Source organism: Flavobacterium anhuiense (genome assembly GCF_004151235.1).
GTDB classification, from domain to species: Bacteria; Bacteroidota; Bacteroidia; order Flavobacteriales; family Flavobacteriaceae; genus Flavobacterium; species Flavobacterium anhuiense_A.
This window is the reverse complement of record NZ_JUIV01000013.1, coordinates 25783-50167: the sequence shown is the minus strand read 5'-3', so window position 1 is coordinate 50167 and position 24385 is coordinate 25783. Positions and strand designations below refer to the sequence as shown.

The 24385-nt window shown below is 32.8% G+C and carries 26 protein-coding genes and 1 tRNA gene; 17 read left to right on the top strand and 10 right to left on the bottom strand.

Annotated features, from left to right (window positions below):
* Window positions 1-51: 51 nt before the first annotated feature.
* From NU08_RS15510 to NU08_RS15495, 4 genes are all read right to left on the bottom strand, one after another.
* A complete protein-coding gene (locus tag NU08_RS15510) occupies window positions 52-663 on the bottom strand; it encodes a porin family protein (protein ID WP_129748044.1) in 612 nt (203 codons plus the stop codon).
* A gap of 141 nt (window positions 664-804) precedes the next feature.
* Window positions 805-1380, bottom strand: a complete 576-nt coding sequence (locus NU08_RS15505; protein WP_129748043.1) for a porin family protein — start codon at window positions 1378-1380, stop codon at window positions 805-807.
* Between the two features lie 88 nt (window positions 1381-1468).
* On the bottom strand, window positions 1469-2050 hold the full coding sequence (locus tag NU08_RS15500) for a porin family protein (RefSeq protein ID WP_129748042.1): 582 nt from the start codon (window positions 2048-2050) through the stop codon (window positions 1469-1471).
* Window positions 2051-2259: 209 nt separating this feature from the next.
* Window positions 2260-2862 (bottom strand): porin family protein, encoded by a 603-nt coding sequence (locus NU08_RS15495; RefSeq protein ID WP_129748041.1) that lies wholly within the window; start codon window positions 2860-2862, stop codon window positions 2260-2262.
* A gap of 291 nt (window positions 2863-3153) precedes the next feature.
* Here NU08_RS15495 and NU08_RS15490 point away from each other — a divergent pair, with 291 nt between their 5' ends.
* The 3 genes from NU08_RS15490 (at window position 3154) to NU08_RS15480 (ending at window position 6874) form a co-directional block, all read left to right on the top strand.
* Entirely contained in the window at window positions 3154-3711 is a 558-nt protein-coding gene (locus tag NU08_RS15490; RefSeq protein WP_129748040.1) for a porin family protein, read from the top strand.
* 124 nt (window positions 3712-3835) lie between these two features.
* Window positions 3836-4249 carry a type II 3-dehydroquinate dehydratase gene (gene aroQ / locus NU08_RS15485; RefSeq protein WP_066035150.1) on the top strand — a complete coding sequence of 138 codons (414 nt, stop codon included), beginning with the start codon at window positions 3836-3838 and terminating at the stop codon, window positions 4247-4249.
* Between the two features lie 135 nt (window positions 4250-4384).
* A complete protein-coding gene (locus tag NU08_RS15480; RefSeq protein WP_129748039.1) occupies window positions 4385-6874 on the top strand; it encodes a DUF5686 and carboxypeptidase regulatory-like domain-containing protein in 2490 nt (829 codons plus the stop codon).
* 251 nt (window positions 6875-7125) lie between these two features.
* On the opposite strand, the gene NU08_RS15475 is transcribed toward NU08_RS15480, so the two are convergent.
* The 4 genes from NU08_RS15475 to NU08_RS15460 form a co-directional block, all read right to left on the bottom strand.
* On the bottom strand, window positions 7126-8001 hold the full coding sequence (locus tag NU08_RS15475) for a cation diffusion facilitator family transporter (RefSeq protein WP_129748038.1): 876 nt from the start codon (window positions 7999-8001) through the stop codon (window positions 7126-7128).
* A gap of 154 nt (window positions 8002-8155) precedes the next feature.
* Window positions 8156-9469 (bottom strand): UDP-N-acetylglucosamine 1-carboxyvinyltransferase, encoded by a 1314-nt coding sequence (gene murA / locus NU08_RS15470; RefSeq protein ID WP_111363682.1) that lies wholly within the window; start codon window positions 9467-9469, stop codon window positions 8156-8158.
* A 188-nt stretch (window positions 9470-9657) separates the two neighbouring features.
* The gene (locus NU08_RS15465) at window positions 9658-10377 is read right to left on the bottom strand and encodes a DUF4290 domain-containing protein (protein ID WP_129748037.1); all 720 of its coding nucleotides are present in this window, start codon (window positions 10375-10377) and stop codon (window positions 9658-9660) included.
* A gap of 4 nt (window positions 10378-10381) precedes the next feature.
* Window positions 10382-10678 (bottom strand): DUF493 family protein, encoded by a 297-nt coding sequence (locus NU08_RS15460; RefSeq protein WP_066033683.1) that lies wholly within the window; start codon window positions 10676-10678, stop codon window positions 10382-10384.
* Between the two features lie 289 nt (window positions 10679-10967).
* On the opposite strand from NU08_RS15460, the gene NU08_RS15455 reads away from it, so the two are divergent.
* The 7 genes from NU08_RS15455 to NU08_RS15425 all read left to right on the top strand — a co-directional run bounded on the left by NU08_RS15455 (window position 10968) and on the right by NU08_RS15425 (window position 17473).
* Window positions 10968-11879: an alpha/beta hydrolase family protein gene (locus NU08_RS15455; protein WP_129748036.1), complete on the top strand. Its 912-nt coding sequence runs from the start codon at window positions 10968-10970 to the stop codon at window positions 11877-11879.
* A 10-nt stretch (window positions 11880-11889) separates the two neighbouring features.
* Window positions 11890-12672, top strand: coding sequence for a hypothetical protein (locus tag NU08_RS15450; RefSeq protein WP_129748035.1), 783 nt, complete (start codon window positions 11890-11892; stop codon window positions 12670-12672).
* A 217-nt stretch (window positions 12673-12889) separates the two neighbouring features.
* Entirely contained in the window at window positions 12890-13423 is a 534-nt protein-coding gene (locus tag NU08_RS15445; protein ID WP_129748034.1) for an AAA family ATPase, read from the top strand.
* 65 nt (window positions 13424-13488) lie between these two features.
* Window positions 13489-15384: an ATP-dependent DNA helicase RecQ gene (locus NU08_RS15440; RefSeq protein WP_129748033.1), complete on the top strand. Its 1896-nt coding sequence runs from the start codon at window positions 13489-13491 to the stop codon at window positions 15382-15384.
* Entirely contained in the window at window positions 15384-16331 is a 948-nt protein-coding gene (gene fmt / locus NU08_RS15435; protein ID WP_129748032.1) for a methionyl-tRNA formyltransferase, read from the top strand. Before NU08_RS15440 ends, fmt begins: the two co-directional genes overlap by 1 nt.
* A 180-nt stretch (window positions 16332-16511) precedes the next feature.
* Window positions 16512-16784 (top strand): HU family DNA-binding protein, encoded by a 273-nt coding sequence (locus NU08_RS15430; protein WP_008464760.1) that lies wholly within the window; start codon window positions 16512-16514, stop codon window positions 16782-16784.
* A gap of 128 nt (window positions 16785-16912) precedes the next feature.
* On the top strand, window positions 16913-17473 hold the full coding sequence (locus NU08_RS15425; RefSeq protein WP_129748031.1) for a YqgE/AlgH family protein: 561 nt from the start codon (window positions 16913-16915) through the stop codon (window positions 17471-17473).
* Here the strand turns inward: NU08_RS15425 and NU08_RS15420 are convergent.
* Entirely contained in the window at window positions 17470-18306 is an 837-nt protein-coding gene (locus NU08_RS15420; RefSeq protein WP_129748030.1) for an aminotransferase class IV, read from the bottom strand. The two genes, NU08_RS15425 and NU08_RS15420, sit on opposite strands and share 4 nt — an antisense overlap.
* A 54-nt stretch (window positions 18307-18360) precedes the next feature.
* Complete coding sequence (locus NU08_RS15415; protein WP_008464757.1) at window positions 18361-18753, bottom strand: START-like domain-containing protein; 393 nt, start codon at window positions 18751-18753, stop codon at window positions 18361-18363.
* 150 nt (window positions 18754-18903) lie between these two features.
* Between NU08_RS15415 and NU08_RS15410 the strand changes: the two genes are divergently transcribed.
* The 7 genes from NU08_RS15410 to NU08_RS15380 all read left to right on the top strand — a co-directional run bounded on the left by NU08_RS15410 (window position 18904) and on the right by NU08_RS15380 (window position 24384).
* Window positions 18904-18977 (top strand) — tRNA-Met (locus NU08_RS15410).
* Between the two features lie 116 nt (window positions 18978-19093).
* Window positions 19094-19354 carry a hypothetical protein gene (locus NU08_RS15405; protein ID WP_129748029.1) on the top strand — a complete coding sequence of 87 codons (261 nt, stop codon included), beginning with the start codon at window positions 19094-19096 and terminating at the stop codon, window positions 19352-19354.
* Window positions 19355-19569: 215 nt separating this feature from the next.
* Window positions 19570-19806, top strand: a complete 237-nt coding sequence (locus NU08_RS15400) for a GNAT family N-acetyltransferase (RefSeq protein WP_317126363.1) — start codon at window positions 19570-19572, stop codon at window positions 19804-19806.
* A 226-nt stretch (window positions 19807-20032) separates the two neighbouring features.
* The gene (locus NU08_RS15395) at window positions 20033-20554 is read left to right on the top strand and encodes an RNA polymerase sigma factor (protein WP_129748028.1); all 522 of its coding nucleotides are present in this window, start codon (window positions 20033-20035) and stop codon (window positions 20552-20554) included.
* Between the two features lie 46 nt (window positions 20555-20600).
* The gene (locus NU08_RS15390) at window positions 20601-20810 is read left to right on the top strand and encodes a hypothetical protein (protein WP_119792834.1); all 210 of its coding nucleotides are present in this window, start codon (window positions 20601-20603) and stop codon (window positions 20808-20810) included.
* A gap of 12 nt (window positions 20811-20822) precedes the next feature.
* Window positions 20823-21665, top strand: coding sequence for a FecR family protein (locus tag NU08_RS15385; protein WP_129748027.1), 843 nt, complete (start codon window positions 20823-20825; stop codon window positions 21663-21665).
* 100 nt (window positions 21666-21765) lie between these two features.
* Window positions 21766-24384: a TonB-dependent receptor gene (locus NU08_RS15380; RefSeq protein WP_129748026.1), complete on the top strand. Its 2619-nt coding sequence runs from the start codon at window positions 21766-21768 to the stop codon at window positions 24382-24384.
* Window position 24385: the final 1 nt, after the last annotated feature.

Here is a 24385-nt window from a genome sequence, read left to right as displayed (position 1 = left end):
AAAAACCTTCCCAATGATAAGGAAGGTTTGTTTTTTTATTCCATTTATAAATTAGAACTTGTATCCTACCGATAGTGAAAATACACCATTATGAACTTTTGAATCATCGTCAGCTTCCGTTTTAGCTATATTTGATAAACCTAAATTATATCTCGCACTAGCAAATATATTTTCGGTAAACTCGTATCCTGCTCCAAAATTCAATCCAAAATCAATTGATTCAAAATTATCTTTAATATCTTCTTTATTATCAATATTAAGCTCATCTATCTTTACTCTCGCTTTTGCTGAAGTCAGAAACCCAATTTGCGGACCAGCTTCAATAAAAAACTTTTCTGCTGCAAAGTATTTAAACATAACTGGCACATTGATATAATCTAAGTTAAAACATGTTTTTGTTTTGTATCCATTTACTTCAAGATCATCAAATCTGGTACCTTGTGTAGAGTACAAAAGCTCAGGTTGCAATGCAAATTTCTCAGAAAATTTTATTTCAACGAAACCACCTGCATGAAATCCAAATTTTGATTTCAAATCCATTCCGTCTGTATCACCCGACAAATTTGACAAATTCAAACCACCTTTAACTCCATACTTAACTTCTTGTGCATTTGCAAATCCAAATGCCATAACTGCAATCGCAGATAAAATAACGTTTTTCATTTTTTGTTTTTGGTTAAAATTAATTGGGCCAAATATAAAAATTTACTTATGAAAAACTAACTAAAATTTTAACACTATAAACTATCTAAACAAAAAAAACCTTCCGTTATCAGGAAGGTTTTAAAAACATTATAGTTTGGATTAGAACTTATATGCCAAAGAAAGAGCCAAAACACTATTCTTTGCACTGTCATAATAATCATCAATATCATCATAATCTCCACGATCAACAACTCCAGAAAGTCCTACTGTGTAACGTAAACCTACAGAAAGATTGTCCGTAAAATTATATCCTGCTCCAAAATTAAAACCGAAGTCTACAGATTTGTAGAAATCCTTAACATCCTCACCGTCGTCTTTGGCAGAAACAAGGAAACCAATTTGAGGCCCTCCTTCAACAGTAAATTCTTTAGTAATATAAAATTTAGCTAAAACAGGAACATTGATGTAGTTTAAGTTAAGATTTGTATTATCCATACCAATATACTCATATTTAGCTCCTTGAGAAGAGAACAAAAGCTCTGGCTGAATAGATAATCTATCAATAATTTTAATTTCTGCGAAACCACCAACAAGAAAACCAACTTTTGAATTAGCTTCAACATCTCCGGAAAAGTTGGTAAGACTCACGCCTCCTTTAATTCCAAATCTTGTTTCCTGAGCATTTGAGAATGCAAAAGCCATAATTGCAACGGCTGATAAAATAATTTTTTTCATTTTTAATCTGCTTTTGAGTTTGAAAGAAAATTAGCTTCTCCATAAAAAAACCTCCTAAAAAAGGAGGCTTCAATATTTTAAATTAAGACTAGAATTTATAAGCTAAAGAAATCTGGAAATTACCATTTTTTGCACTGTCATACAGGTCTCCTGAGTCATCAATATTATCATCCCAGATAGGTGATAATCCTACAGTATAGCGAAGTCCAACTGAAAAATTATCAGTAAAATCATAACCTGCACCGAAGTTAAAACCAAAATCTACCGATTTTGTATCATCTTTAACATCATAACCATCAGCTTTAGCTGACAACAAAAAACCAAGTTGTGGACCAGCTTCAACGCTAAATTTTTTATCAACGATATAATATTTCGCCAGAACAGGAATATTTAAATAATTTAATTTTACATCTGCATCATCTCCAAAACCATAATCAAATTTTGCTCCTTGAGTTGAGAATAAGAGCTCTGGTTGGATATAAAACTTTTCTACTACGTGGATTTCAGCTAAACCACCAACGTGAAATCCTACTAATGCATTAGCATCTCTCACGTCACCGCCAACAATACTTGAAATATTAAGACCTCCTTTTACTCCAAATCTTGTTGATTGAGCATTTGAGAATGCAAAAGCCATAATTGCAATGGCAGATAAAATAATTTTTTTCATTCTAATTTGTTTTGGGTTAAATTAATTGGTCAAATATAAAAATATTCTTCACAATTCTACATTAGGAATTTAACAAATAAAATAGTAAATATTACGCTAATTGTTAATTTTAAATTAAGCCAACTTAAAAATTAGAATTTTCAACATAAAAAAAAGACCTTCCTTAGAAATAAGGAAAGGCCTTAAAAAAACTAACTAAATGTTTTTTACTAGAATTTATAACCAACTGATAATGAAATTACATTATTATGAATTTTTGCATTATCACTAAAATCTGAAATATTAGACAAACCAAAATTATATCGTAATCCAGCTGATACATTTTCTGTAAAATCATATCCTGCACCAACATTTAAGCTAAAATCAACTGTTTTAAAAGAATCTTTGACATTCTCTTTTCCTGAATACATTTCTCCTTCATAAGTCTCTTCCCATTTACTTTTTGCCGCTAACAAAAAACCTACTTGAGGACCAGCTTCAACACTAAATTTGTCAACCACATAATACTTAGCCATTACAGGAACATTCAAATAACTTGCATTAACATTTTCTGTATAAGTATAAGAATCTTCAGTTTCTTTAAATTTCGCACCTTGTAACGAGTATAACATCTCTGGCTGAATTGAGAACTTATCTGAAAGTTTTATTTCTGCAAAACCTCCCGCTTGAAAACCAACTTTAGAAGATGCGTCTTCGACATCACCAGTAAAAGTTGAAAGATTAATTCCACCTTTAACTCCATACTTTACATCTTGCGCATTTGCAAAACTAAATCCCATTACTGCAATAGCAGCTAAAACAATTTTTTTCATAATTTTTTAAATATTAATTTGATTTAATATTCGCAAAACTAAGATTAGACTTACAATACATACTCCGCAATAAGTTTAAAAAGTATTAAAATAAGACATAAAATAAACAGATATAGACATCTTGAAAATCAAAACTTTAAAAGAGAAACAGCACAATCTTATCCCAATAAAAACATTTTGAGTGGGAATTTTAGTAATTATTTAATCTAAATTATAATGCAATAAAATGCTAAATATGTAGTTTTGAATTTTAAATAACATTTTAAAATACCAATTTTTAAAAACCTTTTTATGAAGAAAATACTTTTAGCAGCTTTTATGTTCATTGCAACATCAGCAGCAGTACAAGCACAATTATTAAAATTAGGAGTAAAAGCAGGGGTTAACTTTGCAAGTCAAACAGGAGATTTTCCAGATCAAATAGACAAAGAAGGAATTACTAGCTACCATGCAGGTTTGGTTGCAGAAATAAAATTATTAGACAAATTTTCTATCCAGCCAGAGCTTTTATATTCTACGACAGGAGCATCTTATAAATTTAGTGATGTAAGTGAAGATATCAAAAATGAGTTAGGATACATTGCTATTCCAGTAATGGCTAAATTTTACTTAAACAACACTTTTAGCTTAGAGGTTGGTCCACAAGCTTCTTTCTTAGTAAGCGAAAGAAACGATTTTGATGTTAAAAATGGAGAAACATTCGAATTTGGTGTAAACGCAGGTTTAGGTGTTAAACTTACTGAAAACATCTTTTTACAAGGGCGTTACGGTTTAGGTTTGACTGAGGCTTCTAAAAATGCTGATATTAAAAACTCTGTATTCCAGATTTCTGCTGGATTCATGTTCTAAAAATTTATCACATACTTTTACAAAAACCGCTCTATTTATTAGTGCGGTTTTTTTTATTTTTACAAAGTTCAATGACAATTGCAAAATCAATTGCAATGTCAATATCTCAAAATAAAAAAAACTTATGAAAATCTGCATTATCAACGGACCAAATTTGAATCTTTTAGGAAAACGCGAACCAGAAGTTTACGGAAGCCAGACTTTTGAAGATTATTTTGAAACGTTGAAACAAAAATTCCCAAACATTGAACTTTCATATTACCAAAGCAATATTGAAGGCGAATTGATTGGCAAAATTCAAGAAGTTGGTTTTTCATTTGATGGCATTATTCTGAATGCTGGAGCGTACACACACACTTCCATCGGTTTGGGCGATGCTATGAAAGCCGTTACCACGCCAGTCATTGAGGTTCATATTTCTAATACATATGCGCGCGAAAGCTTTAGACATCAATCGTATTTATCTGGAAATGCAAAAGGTGTTATTCTAGGCTTCGGACTAAAAAGTTACGAATTGGCTATACAGTCTTTTTTATAATATAATGTTATTCTGGACTGAGAATTCGACTTCGACTTCGCTCAGTGAGACAAACTATCATCTCATTCAATTTAACAAATTATTAATAAGCTCAGATTTAACTTATTATATTTTTGTAAGATATACCACATTTGTATGAGAAACTATACTTTACTTGCCTTTCTACTTTTTTCACTTTCTAATTTTGCTCAAATCAGAGGAACTGTAACTGATGATAAAGGAAATCCGCTTCCTTTTGTATCCGTTTTTGAAGAAAACACTTATGCTGGAACCACTACAAATGAACAGGGAAAATATCAGCTGAATGTAAAAGAAATTGGCGGAAACGTTATCACTTTTCAATATTTAGGTTATAAAACTAAAAAAATAACCATTCTTGCTGCGACAAGAATAGTCAATGTAGATGTTAGTCTTGAGGAAGAAAGTTTTGCTTTAAACGAAGTAATCATTGATCCTAAAAACAATCCTGCAAACGCAATTATAAAAAGCGCCATAGCAAATAAAAAAGAAAACTCAGATAAAACAGGAAGATATACAGCCGATTTTTATTCGAAAGGTATGTTTAAAGTTAAAGATCTTCCTAAAAAAATTCTAGGCAAAAAAGTAGAATTGGGCGATGACATGGCTTCGAATCTAGATTCTACTGGAACGGGAATTTTGTATTTATCTGAAACCATTTCGAAAGTGACTTTTGAAAAACCAGATAAACTAAAAGAAAAAATTATTGCTTCAAAAATTTCAGGAAACAATCGCGGTTATAGCTATAATACAGCTGCTTTATCGACTTATGATTTTTACGACAATACTTTAGATTTTGATGTAAAACTCATCTCTCCTATTGCCGACAATGCTTTCAATTATTACAAATACAAATTGGAAAGCACTTTTTATGATGACAACAATCAACAGATAAACAAAATCAAAGTTATTCCTAAACGAGATAAGGAACCTGTTTTTGAAGGTTACATTTATATTGTAGATGACAGTTTTGCGATTTATGCCATTGATCTAGACATTAAAGGGTATCGAATGAAAAACGAGTTTACAGAAGTGATGACTCTAAAACAGAGTTTTAGTTATAACACAAAAAACAAAATCTGGTCTAAAAATGCACAGACGCTTTCTTTTACAGCAGGTATTTTTGGAATAAAATTCTCTGGAAACTTCAATTATGTTTATTCAAATTATGAATTTCCTAATTCTTTTGACAAAAAAACTTTCGGAAACGAAATCGTGGCGTTTGAACTTAATGCCAACAAAAAAGACGATGCTTTCTGGAATGAAATTCGCCCAATACCGTTAACTATTGAAGAAAGCTCTGATTATGCCAAAAAAGACAGTTTGCAGACGATTAGAAAATCAAAAAAGTATACCGATTCTATTGATGCCAGAAACAACAAATTTAAGGTCTGGGATATTTTAATGGGCTATGACTACAAAAACACATTCAAAAAATATTCTTTTGATTATAAAGGCTTACTGAATATAGCTTCTTTGAGTTTCAATACCGTTCAAGGTTTTAATTTAGATTCTGGGTTTTCTTTCAAAAAATGGGATGAAGAAAAAGGAACAAATACTTCGATAAGCACTACTTTCAATTATGGCTTTTCTGATGAACGTTTTCGTGCAATTGGCCAATTCAGTCATCGTTTCAACACTATAAATTATGCTACAATATGGGGCTCTGGCGGTGTAAAAACAGCTCAGTTTAATAGCGCCGAACCCATTTCTAAACTTGTCAATTCTATAAGTTCTTTGTTTTTTAAAGACAACTACATGAAACTGTACAACTTGGAATTTGCAGAAATAAATTATGGACAAGATATTGCAAACGGAATAAATTTTACTGGAAAAATTGGTTACGAACAGCGTAAACCGCTTTTCAATACAACTGATTATTCTTTCTTTAAAAAAGATGACATTTATTCTTCAAACAATCCTTTGGCGCCAAACGATTTTACAACTCCAGCTTTTGACCAGCATCATTTGTTTAAAGCTCTTGTAACAACTAGAATTAACTTTGGAAATAAATACATATCAAGACCTGACGGAAGATATAATTTTAAAAACGATAAATATCCTACAGTTTATTTAGCGTTCGAAAAAGCATTCGCGGCAAGCGAAAAAAAATATGAATATGAACGAATTGGTGCTTCTGTCCAATATGATTTATCATTTGGAAACAAAGGTCTTTTAGGAACCAATTTTAGAGCGGGAAAATTCTTTAATGCAGAAAACATCTCATTTATTGATTATAGACATTTTAACGGAAATCAGACTCATATAGGAACAAGTGACCGCTATTTGAATGTTTTTAACATGATGCCTTATTATTCAAATAGCACAAATGACAGTTATTTCGAAATGCATACTGAATATAATGACACTGGTTTTATCATGAATAAAATTCCGCTGTTAAATCTTTTGAAATCGACTATGAATATTGGCTTTCATGCTTTAGCAATTCCCGATCGAAAACCATATTCTGAGTTCACCATCGGTCTAGATAATTTAGGTTTTGGAAAATTCAAATTATTCAGAGTAGATTATGTGCATTCTTATCAAGGTGGCATTCAGCAAAACGGGGTGGTTTTTGGCTTGAAAATCTTAAATGCATTAGATTAAAAAAAGATACTAAGGTTCTGAGATGCTAAGATTCTAAGTTTTTCTTTTAATACCTAATAGTTATTCTTGTCAAGCTTAGCGAAGTCGAAGCCCTCACAAAGATTTTCAATCTTAAAAAAAAATCAGCTTAATTTATAATCTGGTTTCAAGTAGATTGTAAATTAAGCTGATTTTTAAATTAATCCTTGTCAAAGTTTAAAACTTTGACAAGGATAAAGCTTAGAATCTTAGCATCTCAGAACCTTAGAATCTTAGGAATAATCATCTGGTTCGACATGAATTAACACATGTCCTAATTCAGGATTTTTTTCTCTGAGTGTATCCTTTAGTTTATGTGCCAAATCATGCCCTTCTTTAACCGAAATTTTTGCTGAAACGATAGCATGCAAATCAACATGATATTTCATTCCAGCTTTACGGATAAAACATTTTTCAGTCCCTAAAATACCAGGAACTGTAAGGGCTACAACGCGAATTTCTTCTACTAAGTCCTCATTTAGATTTTCATCCATGATTTCGCCAAGCGCAGGTCTGAAAATTTTATAACTATTATAGAGAATAAAAAACGCCGCAAAAAGTGCTGCCCAATCATCAGCAGACTCATAGCCTTTTCCCATAATTAAAGCAATCGAAATTCCGATAAATGCAGCCACAGAAGTTATAGCATCGCTTCTATGATGCCAAGCGTCTGCTGCTAGTGAAGTGCTATTAGTCTGTTTACTTCTTTTCATTACCAAACGGAAAGAGTATTCTTTCCAAATAATAATGGCTCCTAAAACATATAATGTCCAAGATTTAGGCAAATCGTGCGAAGTGCCAATATTGGCAATACTTTCATAACCAATAATAGTAGCAGAAGTAATTAAAAATCCAACAACTAAAAAGGTAATAAGTGGCTCTGCACGACCGTGCCCATAAGGATGATTTTCATCGGCAGGTTTATTCGAATATTTGATTCCAAACAACACCAAAAATGACGCAAATATATCCGTCGTTGATTCAATTGCATCTGCAATTAAGGCATAAGAATTGCCAAAAAAACCTGCGAGACCTTTTATAAGGGCCAAGCAGGTATTTCCTATTATACTAAAAATAGTAGCTTTTATAGCTTTTTGTTCATTTGTCATTTAAAGACATTTATTTTTTTGCCACGAATTACACAAATTACACGAAGATTAACACTATGTTTTATTTCACTAATTTTTAAAAATTAAATTCGTGTAATTGAATTTCAAAAATTAAAAATTAGTGCAATTTGTGTAATTCGTGGTTAACTTTTATTTAAGCTCTCACGATTTTTGCGCCGATTGCTCTTAAACGCTCATCGATACGCTCATATCCACGGTCGATTTGCTCGATATTCTGGATTGTGCTTGTTCCTTTTGCAGAAAGCGCTGCAATCAATAATGAAATTCCCGCACGAATATCAGGAGAAGACATTGTTGTTGCTTTCAATTGAGATTCGAAATTATGCCCCATAACCACAGCTCTGTGCGGATCACATAACATAATTTTTGCTCCCATATCGATTAATTTGTCAACGAAGAACAAACGGCTTTCGAACATTTTTTGGTGAATCAAAACATCTCCTTTTGCTTGAGTTGCTACAACCAAAACAATACTTAACAGGTCAGGTGTAAATCCTGGCCATGGCGCATCGGCAATAGTCAAGATAGAACCATCGATATCTGTTTTTACTTCGTACCCATTTGTGTGAGCAGGAATGTAAATATCATCATTACGTTTTTCAACAGTAATTCCAAGTTTTCTAAAAGTATTCGGAATCAAACCTAAGTTTTCCCAGCTTACATTTTTGATTGTGATTTCGCTTTTTGTCATAGCTGCAAGACCAATCCAAGAACCGATTTCAATCATATCCGGAAGAATTCTGTGCTCGCAACCACCAAGGCTTTCAACACCTTCGATAGTCAACAAGTTAGATCCAACTCCAGTGATTTTAGCTCCCATAGAGTTCAGCATTTTACACAATTGCTGTAAGTATGGTTCGCAAGCTGCGTTGTAAACTGTAGTTGTTCCTTTTGCTAAAACTGCAGCCATTACAATATTTGCAGTTCCAGTTACAGATGCTTCGTCAAGAAGCATGTCTGTTCCTTTAAGACCTTCTTCAGGAGTTTCTACTCCGTAAAAGTGATCTTCTCTGTTATATCTGAATTTTGCTCCAAGGTTGATGAAACCTTCAAAGTGTGTATCTAATCTACGGCGACCGATTTTATCTCCACCTGGTTTTGGAATATATCCTTTTCCGAAACGAGCCAAAAGCGGACCAACAATCATAATAGAACCGCGAAGCGCTCCACCTTCTTTTTTGAAAGCTTCGGTTTCTAAATATCCAACATTAACTTCATCAGCTTGAAAAGTAATCGAACCTGGTTCGTTACGTTGAATTTTCACCCCTAAATTCCCCAACAAAGTGATTAATTTATTGATGTCTATAATATCAGGAATGTTATTAATTTTCACTTTCTCTCCTGTTAGAAGCACGGCACATAAAATTTGTAATGCCTCATTCTTTGCTCCTTGTGGAGTGATTTCTCCTTTTAAAGGAGTTCCTCCTTCGATTTTAAAAATTCCCATAGATTTCTTTTAGGTTCTTTCAAAGTTTCTAAGATTCTGAGATTCTAAGATTCTAAGTAAAAAAACTCAGCAACTTAGTAGCTTAGCAGCTTAGCAGCTTTTTTTTATTTTTGTTTTTGTTTGTTTTTTTTAAGTGTCAAAGTAAAAAAACTTAGCAACTTAGAAGCTTAGCCTCTTAGCACCTTTTTTTACTTCTGATTATTGTTTTTTTGAAAATTCTTTTTTTGACCGCCTTTGTTGTTTTTGTTATTCTGGATTTTTGGCTGTGTTCCAGAAGCTGTTTTATTAGACATGCGTTTGTTGGTACGCATTAAATCTGTTGTGTTTAAAAGCTCTTCTGTACTGTGCAATAAATTGATTTTACCACCAGATAATTCATATAAATGCTCAAAAATCACATCGTCTTTTACGGTGTCTTTGTTCCAGCTTAAGAAAGATTTTTTCATGTGATTGGCAATTACCATTACCAGCGCATTTTTCATCTCTCCTTCTTCCCATTTATTAGCAACTTCTATCATGTATTTGATATTATTGCCATAAAATCTGTATTTCGGGAAATTTTGCGGATACTGCAATACCTCTGGCTTTAGCTGCAAAACATCTCTTGATGGAATTGGGTAAGGAGACTCAACATTCAGTTTAAAATCAGACATGATAAAAAGCTGATCCCAAAGTTTGTGCTGAAAATCTGGCACATCACGCAAATGCGGATTCAGACTTCCCATAACCTGAATGATGTATTTTGCGGCTTTATTGCGCGTTTCATCATCTTCAATTGCAGTTGCCTGATCAATCAGTTTTTGCAAATGACGACCATATTCTGGGATAATTAAACGCTGTCTTTCAGAATTGTATTCTAAATTATACACAACGTCGCTTGCTGCTTCTCTTTTATATTTTTCGATCATAAGTTTATAATGAAACTATACCTTCTATTGTAGAAACTTCTTTGTATTTGCTTATCACATCATCTGAGCTGTGCATTGTAACATCAACAGAAACACTAGTAAATTTACCTGTTTTTGACTTTGTTGTTTTAATAACTGCTCCCATTCTATCAAAAGCTTTTTCGACACGCTCAACATTATCTGCTACAGAAGGCACAATAAATTTGTACAAGTATTCTGCTGGCCAAGTATTTGCGTTATCTAGCTCGACTTTTAATCTTTCGTAAAATTCGGCTGTATTTTTTTCTTTATCGTTCTCCATTCGTAATTAAAAATAAACGCAAATATACGTTTTTGATTTCAGATTTATGATTTTAGATTTTAGATTTTTTGACTCTAAAAATGAGGTTGTTTTTTTGCCACAAATTACACTAATTAACACAAATTATTAAATCCTAAAATTCAATTTCCCTAATTTTAATTAACTTGGCAAATCAAAAAATAATAATTAGCGAAAATTCGTGAAATTGCTTCGCCTGTTCGCTATCGCTCGAGTCGTGGCAGAAAAACTTTGCGACTCTGCGGCTTTGCGAGATTAAAAACACATTACAATGAAAAAACTCCTTTTACTTTTTATCGCTCTTACCTTAAATTCAGTTCAAGCACAAGAAGTTAAAACCTTAACTTATTTCCAAAACGACACTTTAAAGCTAGACCTGGATTTGTATCTGCCAAAGAAAAAAGCAGGCGAGAAAATTCCTTTGATCATGTTTGCTTTTGGCGGAGGTTTTTCTGGCGGCGAACGCACAAGCGAGAAAGATTTCGGAAAATTCATGTCGCAAAATGGCTATGCCGTTGCTAGTATTTCGTACAGTCTATATATGAAAGGAAAAGATTTTGGATGTAAAGGAACTCTAACCGAAAAAATAAAAGCCATTCAAATTGGCGTAAGCGACATGTGGCAAGCAACTGCTTTCATGATTGAGAATGCCGACAAATACAATCTTGACACTTCAAAAATCTTTATTTCAGGAATTAGTGCTGGAGCTGAAATTGGTTTCCACGCTTCGTTTTGGGATTATAAATTAATGAATTTATACAAAAGCAATCTGCCTGAAAACTTTAAATACAAAGGTTTTATTGGAGGTTCGGGAGCAATTCAGGACATTAATTTGATTACGAAAGAAAAAGCGATTCCGATGTTATTGGCACATGGAAGTAATGACGACACCGTTCCATACGCGGCTGGTTCGCATCGTTCTTGCCCAACAAATGCTTCTGGCTGGCTGATTCTTTTTGGTTCTTATGCGGTTTACAATCAAATGACCGATTTACATAAAGATATCGAACTGATTACTTTCTGCGGTGGCGGACATGAATTTTCAGGCTATCTTTTTCACGAAGGACAGCAATATGTTTTGGATTTTGTAAATGATGTTTTGAATGGCAAAAAGTTCCAATCGCATTTGATTGTTCCTTCTAAAAACGGAAAAAGTTCTGGGAAGTATTTGTTTTGTGAGTAAATAAAAATTTATGAAAGTAAAAACTATATTATCATTAATAATATTAGGATTATGCATTCAATGTAAAGAAGCTAAATCTAAAAAAAACAAACAAAAGATTGAGCAAATCTCTGCTATAAATCATTATAATTTCTTTGGCAAGTCAAGTTTTAAATTTCAGTATTTCTCAGATAGTTCATATGTCTTTACAATTATTGACAAAGATGTAAATCATGAAAAATTTGAGACATTTAATGATTTCTGTTACTCAAAAAACGACACTATCTATTTCAGTCAAACAAGATTTCGTTATAACGGAAGTGATAAGGCAGTTATTAAAAATAATTATATTGAATTTATTCGAGGAGATTTTCCTTTAAAGATTGAGATAACAAAAAATCTTCTTCAAACAAAAAACAAACTAAATCTTGAAAAGTTTAATGACTATGCGTTTTTTATTTTTGAACCAAATTTCCATGAAAGATATTTTCATGAGAAAACAAAAACTTTAAAATCAGCAGATTTAGATCAGAAAGAATTAATCGAACTTGATCAGATTTTGAAAAAATGTTTTTCTGAGAAAAAATCAAAACTTGAAAATTTCGATAAATACATACACCAATGCATTGTTGTAACAACTACAAAAGGAGAAAAAGAAGTTTTAATAAATTCTTATTGTAAAGATCCATATAACAAAAAAGACTATAAATACTCCTTGATACAAATGGATGATGGTGGAAATTGCAATGTAAGTCTAATAATTAATTTGACTAAACATAATTATTCAGATTTAAGTATTTCAGGAAGTGCATAAAATTTCTTTTTGATTTTAAATTTCAAAAACAAAACCATCTCTCCTTTTTAACCCTGATGGAAGCGGAAATCCTTTTGCTTTTTTCTTTAAAAAGCAAAAGATTGGAGCGGACAGCAGGAACCCATGATGACTAAAAATGCCAAATCTTTCGTTTCTAATAAATATTCTTTTTAATTATAAATAAGTTTAGGTAAATTTGCGCTTTATTTTTAGAATAGTGCAAAAAGAAATTATAGTCTTGCTTGGCGGACCTGGTACTGGAAAATCAACACTTATTAACGAATTGGTAGCTCGTGGCTTTTGTTGCTATCCAGAAATCTCTAGACAGGTTACCATGAAAGCGCAACAAGAAGGCATTGAGCAGTTGTTTCTAGAACAGCCACTTTTGTTTAGCGAAATGTTATTGGAAGGTCGTATTGAACAATATAAAAATGCTCTAGAAGAACCTGATAATGTGGTTTTTATTGACCGCGGAATTCCAGATGTGGTAGCTTATATGGATTATATTGGCGATGAATATCCAGAAAGTTTCGTTAAAGCATGCGAGGACTATAAATATTCTAAAACTTTTATTTTACCGCCTTGGGAAGAAATTTACCAAAGTGATTCTGAGCGTTATGAAAATTTTGATCAGGCTGTAAAAATTCAAGAGCATCTTGTAGAGACCTATAAAAAATATGGTTACGAACTTATTGAGGTTCCAAAAGACACAGTTGAAAACAGAATTCTTTATATCTTAGACAAAATTTAGCAAAAGGTTTTAAAGTTGTAAAACTAGGAACTGCTTTCTAAATTTTTAACTTTAAAACAAACGCAATGCTCGGAGCGCAGGATATTCTTCTAAAATACTGGAAACACGACAGTTTTAGACCGTTGCAAAAAGAAATTATCGATTCTGTTCTTGATGGACAGGATACTTTTGCAGTACTTCCGACGGGAGGCGGAAAATCGATTTGTTTTCAGGTCCCCGCAATGATGCAAGAAGGAATCTGTCTTGTTATTTCTCCTTTAATTGCTTTAATGAAAGATCAGGTGATGAATTTGCAGAAAAGAGGCATTAAAGCGATTGCTCTTACTGGCGGAATTCACACCGAAGAATTAATTGATCTTCTAGATAATTGCCAATACGGAAATTACAAATTCTTATACCTGTCGCCAGAAAGACTGCAATCTGACTGGATTCTGGAGCGTATTAAAAATTTACCTATCAATTTAATTGCTGTTGACGAAGCGCATTGTGTTTCGCAATGGGGCCACGATTTTAGACCTGCCTATCTTAAAATTTCGGAACTGAAAAAATACTTTCCAAAAATTCCGTTTTTGGCCTTGACTGCGACGGCAACTCCGAGAGTTATTGAAGATATTAGAACCCAATTAGAATTAAAAAATCCAAGACATTTCCAGCAGTCATTTGAGCGAAAAAATATCGCTTACATGGTTTTTGAAGTCGAAGACAAATTATACCGCACGGAACAGATTCTTAAAAAAAATCCGCAGCCTTCTATTATATATGTGCGAAATCGCAAAGCGTGCTTGAACATGTCTTCGCAATTGCAGTCACTTGGCTTTACGGCAACGTATTATCATGGTGGACTTTCATCAAAAGAAAAAGACAAAAACATGCAGTTGTGGATGTCGGAGCAGGCACAGGTTATCGTAGCCACAAATGCTTTCGGAATGGGAATCGACAAAGACAATGTAAAAACAGTTATTCATACACAGCTTCCGGAAAACTTAGAAAATTATTATCAGGAATCTGGGCGCGCAGGACGAAATGGAGCAAAAGCTTTTTCGGTTTTGCTTTATAACAATTCGGATTCCATTCAGACCGAACAGCAATTTTTAAATATTTTACCAGACAAAAAATTCCTGAAAGCGATGTACAACAAACTGTGCAACTACTTTCAGATTGCTTACGGAGAAGGTTTGGACGAATCTTTTTCTTTTAAACTGAATCATTTTTGCAATAAATACGAATTCCCAACTTTGAAAACGTATAATGCATTACAGTTTTTGAATCAGCAGGGAATTATTACAATGTCTCAGGAATTCTCAGAAAAAATCAGCATTCAGTTTTTGATTGAATCCAAAGAAGTGATTCGGTACATGAGTCTGAATCCAAATGACGAAGAAATCATTTTGGCAATTTTAAGAACTTATCCTGGCGTTTACGAAGTAAAATCTAATTTGAATCTAGGATTAATTGCCAAAAAGTCGAATCGATCTGAAGAACAGGTTATCGCGCTTTTAGAAAAATTAAAAGAAAAGGAAATCATCGAATACAAATCAAAAAACAATGACGCTACTATATTATTTAATGAAGTTCGAGAGGACGATCATACTATAAATAGGGTTTCAAAATATTTAGAAAAACAAAACGAAGTTAAAAAAGAACAGCTTTTATCTGTTCTTCACTATATAAAGGACACCAAAACTTGCAAAAACAGATTGGTTTTGGATTATTTTGGAGAAGAAACAAATGAAAATTGCGGTATTTGTTCGTACTGCATTACACAAAAAGGAAAAATTACAGAAGCCGATTCGATTGCAGATAAGATTTTGTCTTTGCTTAGAACAGCTTCTTTGACTTCGAGAGAAATTGAGAATCAGATTAAAATGGATACAAAAGATATTTTATCGGTTCTTCAGGAATTGCTCGAAAACAATCATATTATCATACAAGCGAATAATAAATACACTTTAAAATCATAATGGAGAAATTGAGAATTATATTTATGGGAACGCCAGAATTTGCCGTTGGTATTTTGGACACCATTATTAAACATAACTATGAAGTTGTTGGCGTAATTACTGCTGCAGATAAACCAGCAGGACGCGGACAAAAAATAAAATATTCAGCTGTAAAAGAATATGCGCTTGCTAACAATCTCACTTTATTACAGCCAACCAATTTGAAAGACGAAAGTTTCTTAGCAGAATTAAAAGCTTTAAATGCCAATTTACAAATTGTAGTTGCTTTTAGAATGCTTCCAAAAGTGGTTTGGGAAATGCCAAGTTTAGGAACTTTTAATCTTCATGCTTCTTTATTGCCAAATTATCGTGGTGCTGCTCCTATTAACTGGGCTATTATTAATGGCGAAACTAAAACTGGTGTTACCACTTTCTTTATTGATGATAAAATTGATACTGGCGCTATGATTTTAAATTCTGAAATCAATATTGAGCCAGAAGAAACCGCAGGACAATTACACGATCGTTTGATGCATTTAGGAAGCACAACTGTTATCGATACTTTAAAAGTTATTGAAAACGGAAATGTCGTAACCAAAATTCAAGAAGATAACGACGATATCAAAACGGCTTATAAATTAAATAAAGAAAACTGTAAAATAGATTGGACAAAATCTGGAGCAGAAATCAATAATTTAATTCGCGGTTTAAGTCCGTATCCAGCTTCTTGGTGCTTCTTGAAAGACCAAAATGAAGAATTGAACATTAAAATTTATGAAGCCAAATTAGTCTCAGAATCACATTCTTATGAGATTGGAAAGCTAATTAGCAGTAAAAAAGAAATCAAGATTGCAATAAAAGAGGGCTTTATTCAGTTATTAAGTCTACAATTTCCAGGAAAAAAGCGAATGCTTGCTTCAGAATTATTAAATGGAGTGAGTTTTTCGGATGCTGCAAAAGTGTATTAACGTCAGTAAAACAGGGGTTTGTACTTGTTTTTCATCGACAAACAACACTCTTTATGAACAAAAAAAGCAAGTTATCAACAATTTTTGCTAAAAATAAAGAAAACACTTGCACGCAACGGATTTCCTACTAAATTTGTGTATTAACAATTTTTTTTAACCAACAATTAATAACTAATTATTATGAACAAATCAGAATTAATCGATGCTATCGCTGCTGATGCAGGAATTACAAAAGCTGCGGCGAAATTAGCTTTAGAGTCTTTTTTAGGTAATGTAGGAACTACTTTGAAAAAAGGTGGAAGAGTTTCATTAGTAGGTTTTGGATCATGGTCAGTATCTTCAAGAGCTGCTAGAGACGGTAGAAACCCTCAAACAGGAAAAACTATCAAAATCGCAGCTAAAAACGTTGTAAAATTTAAAGCTGGTGCTGAATTAGAAGGTGCAGTGAACTAAGTAAGAAAGTTCTCTAAACTTATAATATAATTAAAACCTTCCTTCTGGAAGGTTTTTTTATGCGGTTTAACGATTTTTTTTGTGATTTTAATTTTTTTATGATTAAATTTAATAAAAATTGTAACCGTATGATTTCAGAAAAATTAAAAAAAGGACACCTGCTTATTGCCGAGCCTTCAATAATTGGAGATTTATCTTTTAACAGATCGGTAATTTTATTAGCAGACCATAACAAAGAAGGATCAATAGGTTTTATAATTAACAAGCCGTTAAAATATACTATTAATGACTTGATTCCCGAGATTGATGCTAACTTTAAGATATATAACGGCGGCCCTGTAGAACAAGACAACCTTTATTTTATTCACAATATTCCTGATTTAATCCCAAACAGTGTTGAGATTTCAAATGGAATTTATTGGGGAGGCGATTTTGAGTCCACCAAAGACCTAATAAACAACGGATCTATTAGTAAAAACAACATTCGTTTTTTCTTAGGTTATACCGGCTGGGAAGAAAATCAGCTTGAGAATGAGATGCAAGGAAACTCTTGGATTATTGCTGATAATAATTATAAAAATAAAATTATCGGAAAATCTACTACTCATTTTTGGAAAGAGCAGATTATTGAGCTTGGCGGCGATTATCTTATATGGTCTAATGCACCAGAAAATCCATATCTGAATTAATTTTCAGAGATGGATTCATTTAGTTTCTGCACTAATAAATGCGCCAAATTTGTTTTAAACTCCTTTTTTCGATATTTAGTTATCGGCTGTATCCCTGTGATTACATTTGTCAGAAATAATTCATCTGCTTTTTGAAGATCAAACGGCGAAATTACTTCTTCTACTACTTCTATGCCTTCTACTTTTTTAGCCAGCGCTATAATTTGTTTACGCATAATACCGTTTAAAGCACCTTCTGAAACCGGAGGTGTAATAAGCTTATTGCCCGTTACCATAAAAATATTGCCCTGAAGTGCTTCTACAACATTTTTACTGTCGTTCAGTAAAATACAATTTGCAAGATCATTTTCATTCGCATAGATACTTCCTGTTATATTAATCATCTTATTAGTCGTTTTAAGAGATGATAATAATTGTTTTGTCACGTAGAAGTCTTTATACAAATCTACTTCGTATTCGTTTGTATTTATAGAGTAAGATTTATTTCCAAGCGAAATGGCATTGATTAAGAATGAAATATCATTGCTTTTTGGAAGATATAAACCGCCATCATTTCTAAAAACGGTAATTCTTGCACGTGCCGAAGCTGCAATTCCTTGTTCGTTTACCAAATTAAGAATCTGCTCTTCAAAATATTCCATTGTAAAATCCATAGGAATCATCATTCTAACCACACGCATAGAAGCCATTAGCCTAAAATAATGATCTTCAAGAAACAAGATTTTTCCGTTGACAATTTTTACCGTTTCAAATATTCCGTCACCATACAAAAAGGCACGATTTAGAGTTAGTATATTATCCTCTTTCCCTATGTTTCCGTTAAAATTAATCATAAAAAAACCCTGAATTTTGTTCAGGGCAAATATAAGGTATAAAATAGACTTTTACTAAACCGAACCTATAAGATGTTTTAGATCTGAGATCTGGTTCTCCCACAATTGTTTAGCTTCGCCTAATTCTTCTTTTTCAGCAAAATCTACCACCATAAGCGATACATCTTTAGTTAATTCGTCAACTAAAATATGGAGTTCGAAAAAATACTCAGTATCCTTACTGCTGTCATCAACCCATTTAAACTTTACTTTTTCCCCAGATTTCTTTGAAGCTAAACGTGCTCTCTCTTGCGAATCATTCCAGATAAAAGTAAAAAATTCACCTCTCGAATTAACATTGTCAGCAAACCATTCTTGTAAACCTGACGGTGTTGATATATATTGATACAATAATTGTGGCGAAGAATTAATCGGAAACTCGATTTCGTAACGTATTTTTGACTCCATGTGCTACTTTAATTTTTTTCGAAATATAAGAATATATGTCCAAAAACAATGCATTTTTAAAAATATTTTTTTTTCTTCATTTTATGCTTGCGTGCTTTAATATTATTTCTATCTTTGCACCCGCAATCAGGAATTCATGATAGCAGTCCAGGCGAGGTAGCTCAGTTGGTTAGAGCGCAGGATTCATAACCCTGAGGTCACGGGTTCAACTCCCGTCCTCGCTACTTAGAAGGTAAAACCCTTAAACAGAAATGTTTAAGGGTTTTTTATTTAAATTAACCCTTCTTTAAGTACAGATTTTATTAAATTAGTATCTTGCAACAAGTAATTTACACAGAACATGGACATAGTAAAATTTAAAATCACATCTAAAACAATCAAAGTAGAAGTACGCAATTCAAATAATTATGTTTTTAATTTCAATTCTGCTTTAGATATTAAAAAAGAGGACAAAGATGTTTTATTAAAGCTTTACAATGCACTAGACCTTCTTTTTAAGAAAGAACAGGTTACTGAAAACAAAAATTACATTTCGCCAAATCAGACCAATATCTTAGATCAGATCTCAGCTGCAGATTTGGAAAAAGAAAATCAACAATAGAACTTTACAGTCTTTAAATTAAATGTCCTTGAATAAATAAATGTTCAAGGATTTTCTTTTTTTAAGACGGGCGTAATAAAACAGTATTTAATGTATTATGAAAAATAAAGATCAAGTAGAAATAGTAACTTATAAACCTGAGTATCAAAAAAAGTTTTATTGTTTTAGGTGTTTGCGCTTTAATTAAAAGTGACGGAAAAGAGTATGATTACGAATTGGCAAAAATGGCTGTAAGTCCAAAAGCGCAAGGAAAAGGTGTCGGATTATTACTGGCTCAATCGGCAATTAAATGGGCTGCAGACAAAGGAGCTTCTAAAATTTATCTAGAAAGCAACACTAAACTAAAACCTGCTATTAAACTGTATGAGAAATTAGGTTTTAAAGAAATAACAGGCATCTCTTCTTCTTATGACAGAGTAGACATTCAAATGCTGCTAAACATTAATTTTTAGATTAATAGAATCAAAAAACAAAAAAAGTAGAACCCTTGACATTTCTGTTAAGGGGTTTTTATTTGAAATAAATTGTAACATTTAATCTACAAAAGCGTCAAATCTTGGATTAAATTACGGTTCTTTGTAACTTATTACATTCCTGATTAATATTACTCAATTTCTGAGTACAATAATATTGAAACCTATGAGTTTAGACTAGGAAGCTAGTCGCGATATTTTCGTTATGGACAATAAAAAATTTATTTTAAGTTTAAAAAAAGGTAATGAAGCAGCTTTCAAAGAAGTTTACTTTAGCTATTACGATAAACTTATAAATATTGCCAAACGATTCAATTCTTCTGTATTTACTCCCGAAGATTTTGTTCAGGAAACTTTCATTAGATTATATAACAAAAGAGAATTGCTTAACGAAGAGGTGCTGTTTGACAAACAGATATTTGTTATCTGCAAAAACATTATAATCAATCATGTTAACAGAGAGAATAAAATAATACAGCTTGATCCTTCTCAAGTTGAAATGCTAGATGAAGAAAGTGATTCAGGAATTTTTGAAGAAAGACAAGAAAAACTTCAAAATTTCATTAATCAGCTTCCAGAACAGCAGCAAAAAATATTCACTTTACACAAACTGGAAAACCTTAGCTATAAAGAGATTGCAGAAATAACGGATCTTTCTGAAAAGACCATTGCCAATCATATTTATCTCGCCAGTAAATTTATTCGAAAAAAAATCGAAAACCATTAGGAACTTTTTAGTTCTCGTTTGTTATACTAAAAAACAAGAACTAAAAATGCATATCGAAGCGTATAAAACTAATGTAAAAACAAAGAAAGATGCAAGCTTGCTTGTAGCTTATCTTCAGTTTGTCATTTCTGACTGTATCATAAACTTTGATCGCCAGGGACGCGAAAACATCCTTAAAATAGAAACTAACAGAGACATTAAAGAAATGGTTTACGGCGTTTTTACCAAACAAGGTTTTCATTGTCAAATTATTTAATATCTAAGAAAAATGGATCAGGAGAAATTTGACGAAGAATTTAAAAAGTTATGGGAAGAATCTCCCCTATCTCATTCCGACAGCGATAAAGAAGCTTCGTGGAAACAATTTCATGCTAAAACATTTTCTAAGAAGAAAAGAAAATATAAGCCTTGGCATCTTTATGCGGCGGCTTCAGTTTTACTTTTTGCACTTATTGGAACTGGAATTTATTTTAACCAAGACCCAACTGCTGAAAATGTTGTTCTAGCCGAAAATGTAATTGAAAATAAAACCTCAACTATAAAATACGTCGTTTTACCAGACAGCTCAAAAGTAGAATTGAGTCCGAACTCTAAAATTTCTTACGGAGCAAATTTTACTTTAAACAGAAAAATTCAAATTGACGGTGAAGCTTATTTTAAAGTAAAGAAAGACAAGCAGCATCCTTTTCAGGTTTTTTGTGACGAAACCACAACGACTGTTTTAGGAACTTCTTTTATAGTTAAAGAAACTGAAAACGAACAAGTGACTGTTGAGCTTTTTGAAGGAAGTGTTCAAATGAATGTAAAAGGCCAAAACCAAAAATGGATTTTGAAACCGGGAGAAAAATTTACATACGGAAACCAAACTGCTTCAGTATCAGAATTTAGCCGTTTTATAGATTTTGATAACGAAAAATTGTCTGTTATCAGTCAATATATCGAAGAAAACTATGGTTATAAAGTCAATATTCCGAAAGAGAATCTCGATCAGAAAATCACTATCCGAATCAATAAAAGAGAAGATTTAAAAACAATTGTACAATTACTATCCGAAATGTATAACCTAAACTTTGAAATAAATGAAGATTTAAAACAGATCACTTTTCAATAAAAAACAAGAAAGGATGTAAGCCGCTAAACTACACATCCTCCTAATTTTCAGGATAACACGAAGTTATTCCATTTAATAATATTCAAAAATACAAAATTTCATGAAGCATATAATTTCAGCGTGCTTTTTTTTATTCAGTTTAGGTATGTCTGCCCAGAGCGTCACAGTAACTGTAGATCAAAATGTAACTTTAAAAGAATTCTTCAAACAGATCGAAAGTCAAACCGATTTTAAATTTGCTTTTACAGATCAGATAGATACCAATAAAAAGTATTTTACGCAAAAAAACACGTATAAGAATATCGAAATGAGCAAGCTTATTACGGAATTGAACCAAACTTCGATTGTACAATTTTCTATAGTTGGGAGCAATATTTTTGTAAAACAGAAAGCTCAAACTCAGAAGCCGACCAAAAAAAAAAGCAAGCTGACGGGGCACGTTTATGATGACGAAAGACAGCCTGTTATTGGCGCCAATGTTTTTATTAAAGAACTGGAAACTGGTGTTGTAACGGATGCTAATGGAAAATACAGTATTGATGTCCCAAACGGAAGTTATACCGTACAGGTGAGCTATGTTGGATTTAAAAATGAAGAAAAACGTGTTTCTGTTTCAGACGATACCAAAGTGAACTTCAATATAGATTCAGACAGCCAGCAGTTGGGAGAAGTCATCGTAATGAACAATAAAGCAGTTGATATTAAAACCACTCAAATGAGTGTTAACAAGCTTTCAATGCAGGAAATCAAAAAAATTCCTGTTGCAATGGGCGAACCAGATCCGTTAAAATCAATTTTGACTTTGCCTGGAGTTACCAATGCGGGAGAAGCTTCTTCGGGGTTTAATGTCCGAGGTGGTGCTGCCGATCAGAATCTGATTCTTTTGGATGGCGCTCCGGTTTACGCCGATTCACACATGTTTGGGTTCTTTTCTATTTTTAATGCCGACATTGTTAACGGTTTAGATTTGTATAAAGGAGGAATCCCGTCAAAATTTGGAGGACGTGTTTCTTCTGTTTTAGATGTTACGCAACAAACGGGAGACTTTGAAGAATATAAAGTAAATGGAGGAATCGGAATCATTTCGAGCCGTCTTTTAGTTCAAGGTCCGTTGCAAAAAGAAAAAGGTTCGTTCATCCTTTCCGGACGAGCTTCGTACGCGCATTTGTTCATGAAACTGGCAGATAATAACAACTCTGCCATGTTTTATGATTTGAATGCTAAATTAAATTATCGCTTTAATGCCAAGAATTCGCTGTCTTTTTCCGGTTATTTTGGCAATGATTTATTCGACATAAATGATCGTTTTGCCAGCACTTACGGAAGCACAATGGGTATTTTGAGCTGGAAACATAAATTTTCTGATCGTGTAAACAGTAATTTATCTACTTTCTACAGCGATTATAGATTTAATTTAGAAATTCCGATTGAAAGTTTTAAATGGGACAGCAATATTGCGAGTTACGGATTGAAATACAATTGGAATTTCCAGCAATCTGAGAAGTTTAAAATCAATTACGGAATTGATGGTTTGTACTATAATTTCAATCCTGGAGTTGTAAAACCGACTTCTCCAGATTCTCAGTTTAATTATATGCAATTGGATAAAAAATATGCTCTAGAAGCTTCTGCCTTTGTTGATTTTGAAAATCAGATTACAGAGAAACTGAATTTCCGATACGGACTTCGTTACAGCATGTTTTATCGTTTAGGAGACGAAACTATTAGCACTTACGAAAATGGTCAAGCAGTTGTATACAATCCGTTGTATAAAATTTATGAAGAAGGAACTCCAAACGGAAGCATTTCGTACGGAAAAGGAAAAACCATCAGCAAGTTTAATAATTTTGAACCTCGAGCTGCCTTGTCTTATGCCTTTAACGACGAAACTTCTATAAAAGCAAGTTACAACAGAATGGCGCAGTACATTCATATTTTATCAAACACCCAGTCTCCTCTGCCAATGAGCATCTGGACGCCAAGCGGACCTTTTACAAAACCTCAACTTTTGGATCAGTATGCGATGGGTTATTTCAGAAATTTCAAAGACGGAGATTACTCTTTAGAAACCGAATTATTTTATAAAAATGTTCAAAATCGTATTGACTATATTGACGGCGCTGATGTTTTGGCTAACAACAATATTGAGCAGGTTATTTTAAACGGAAAAGCCAGATCGTATGGTTTAGAATTGTTATTCAGAAAAAACACTGGCGTTTTTACCGGATGGGTTTCTTATACTTTATCTCGTGCTGAACAAAAAACTCCAGGAAGAACTCCTGAAGAACCTGGAATTGCAAACGGTGACTGGTATTTATCTGGTTATGACAAATTGCATAATCTGAGCATTGTGGGAAGTTATGAATTGAATCCGAAATGGTCTTTTAACGGAAATTTCACTTTACAATCTGGCCAGCCAGTAACGTATGCAAATGGCTATTATGAAATGGGGGGTATTCATATTCCTAATTATTCTCTGCGAAATGAAAACCGTTTACCGCTTTTCCATCATTTGGATGTTGCAGCAACTTATACTCCTAAACCAGACAAAAAGAAAGGATGGCAAAGCTATTGGGTATTTAGCCTTTACAATATTTACAATAGAAAAAATGCTGCTTCTATGAGTTTTACAACCAATGAAGATACGGGAGCAAATGAAACCAGAAGACTTTCTATTTTCGGAATTGTTCCTGGGGTTTCTTATAATTTTAAATTTTAAT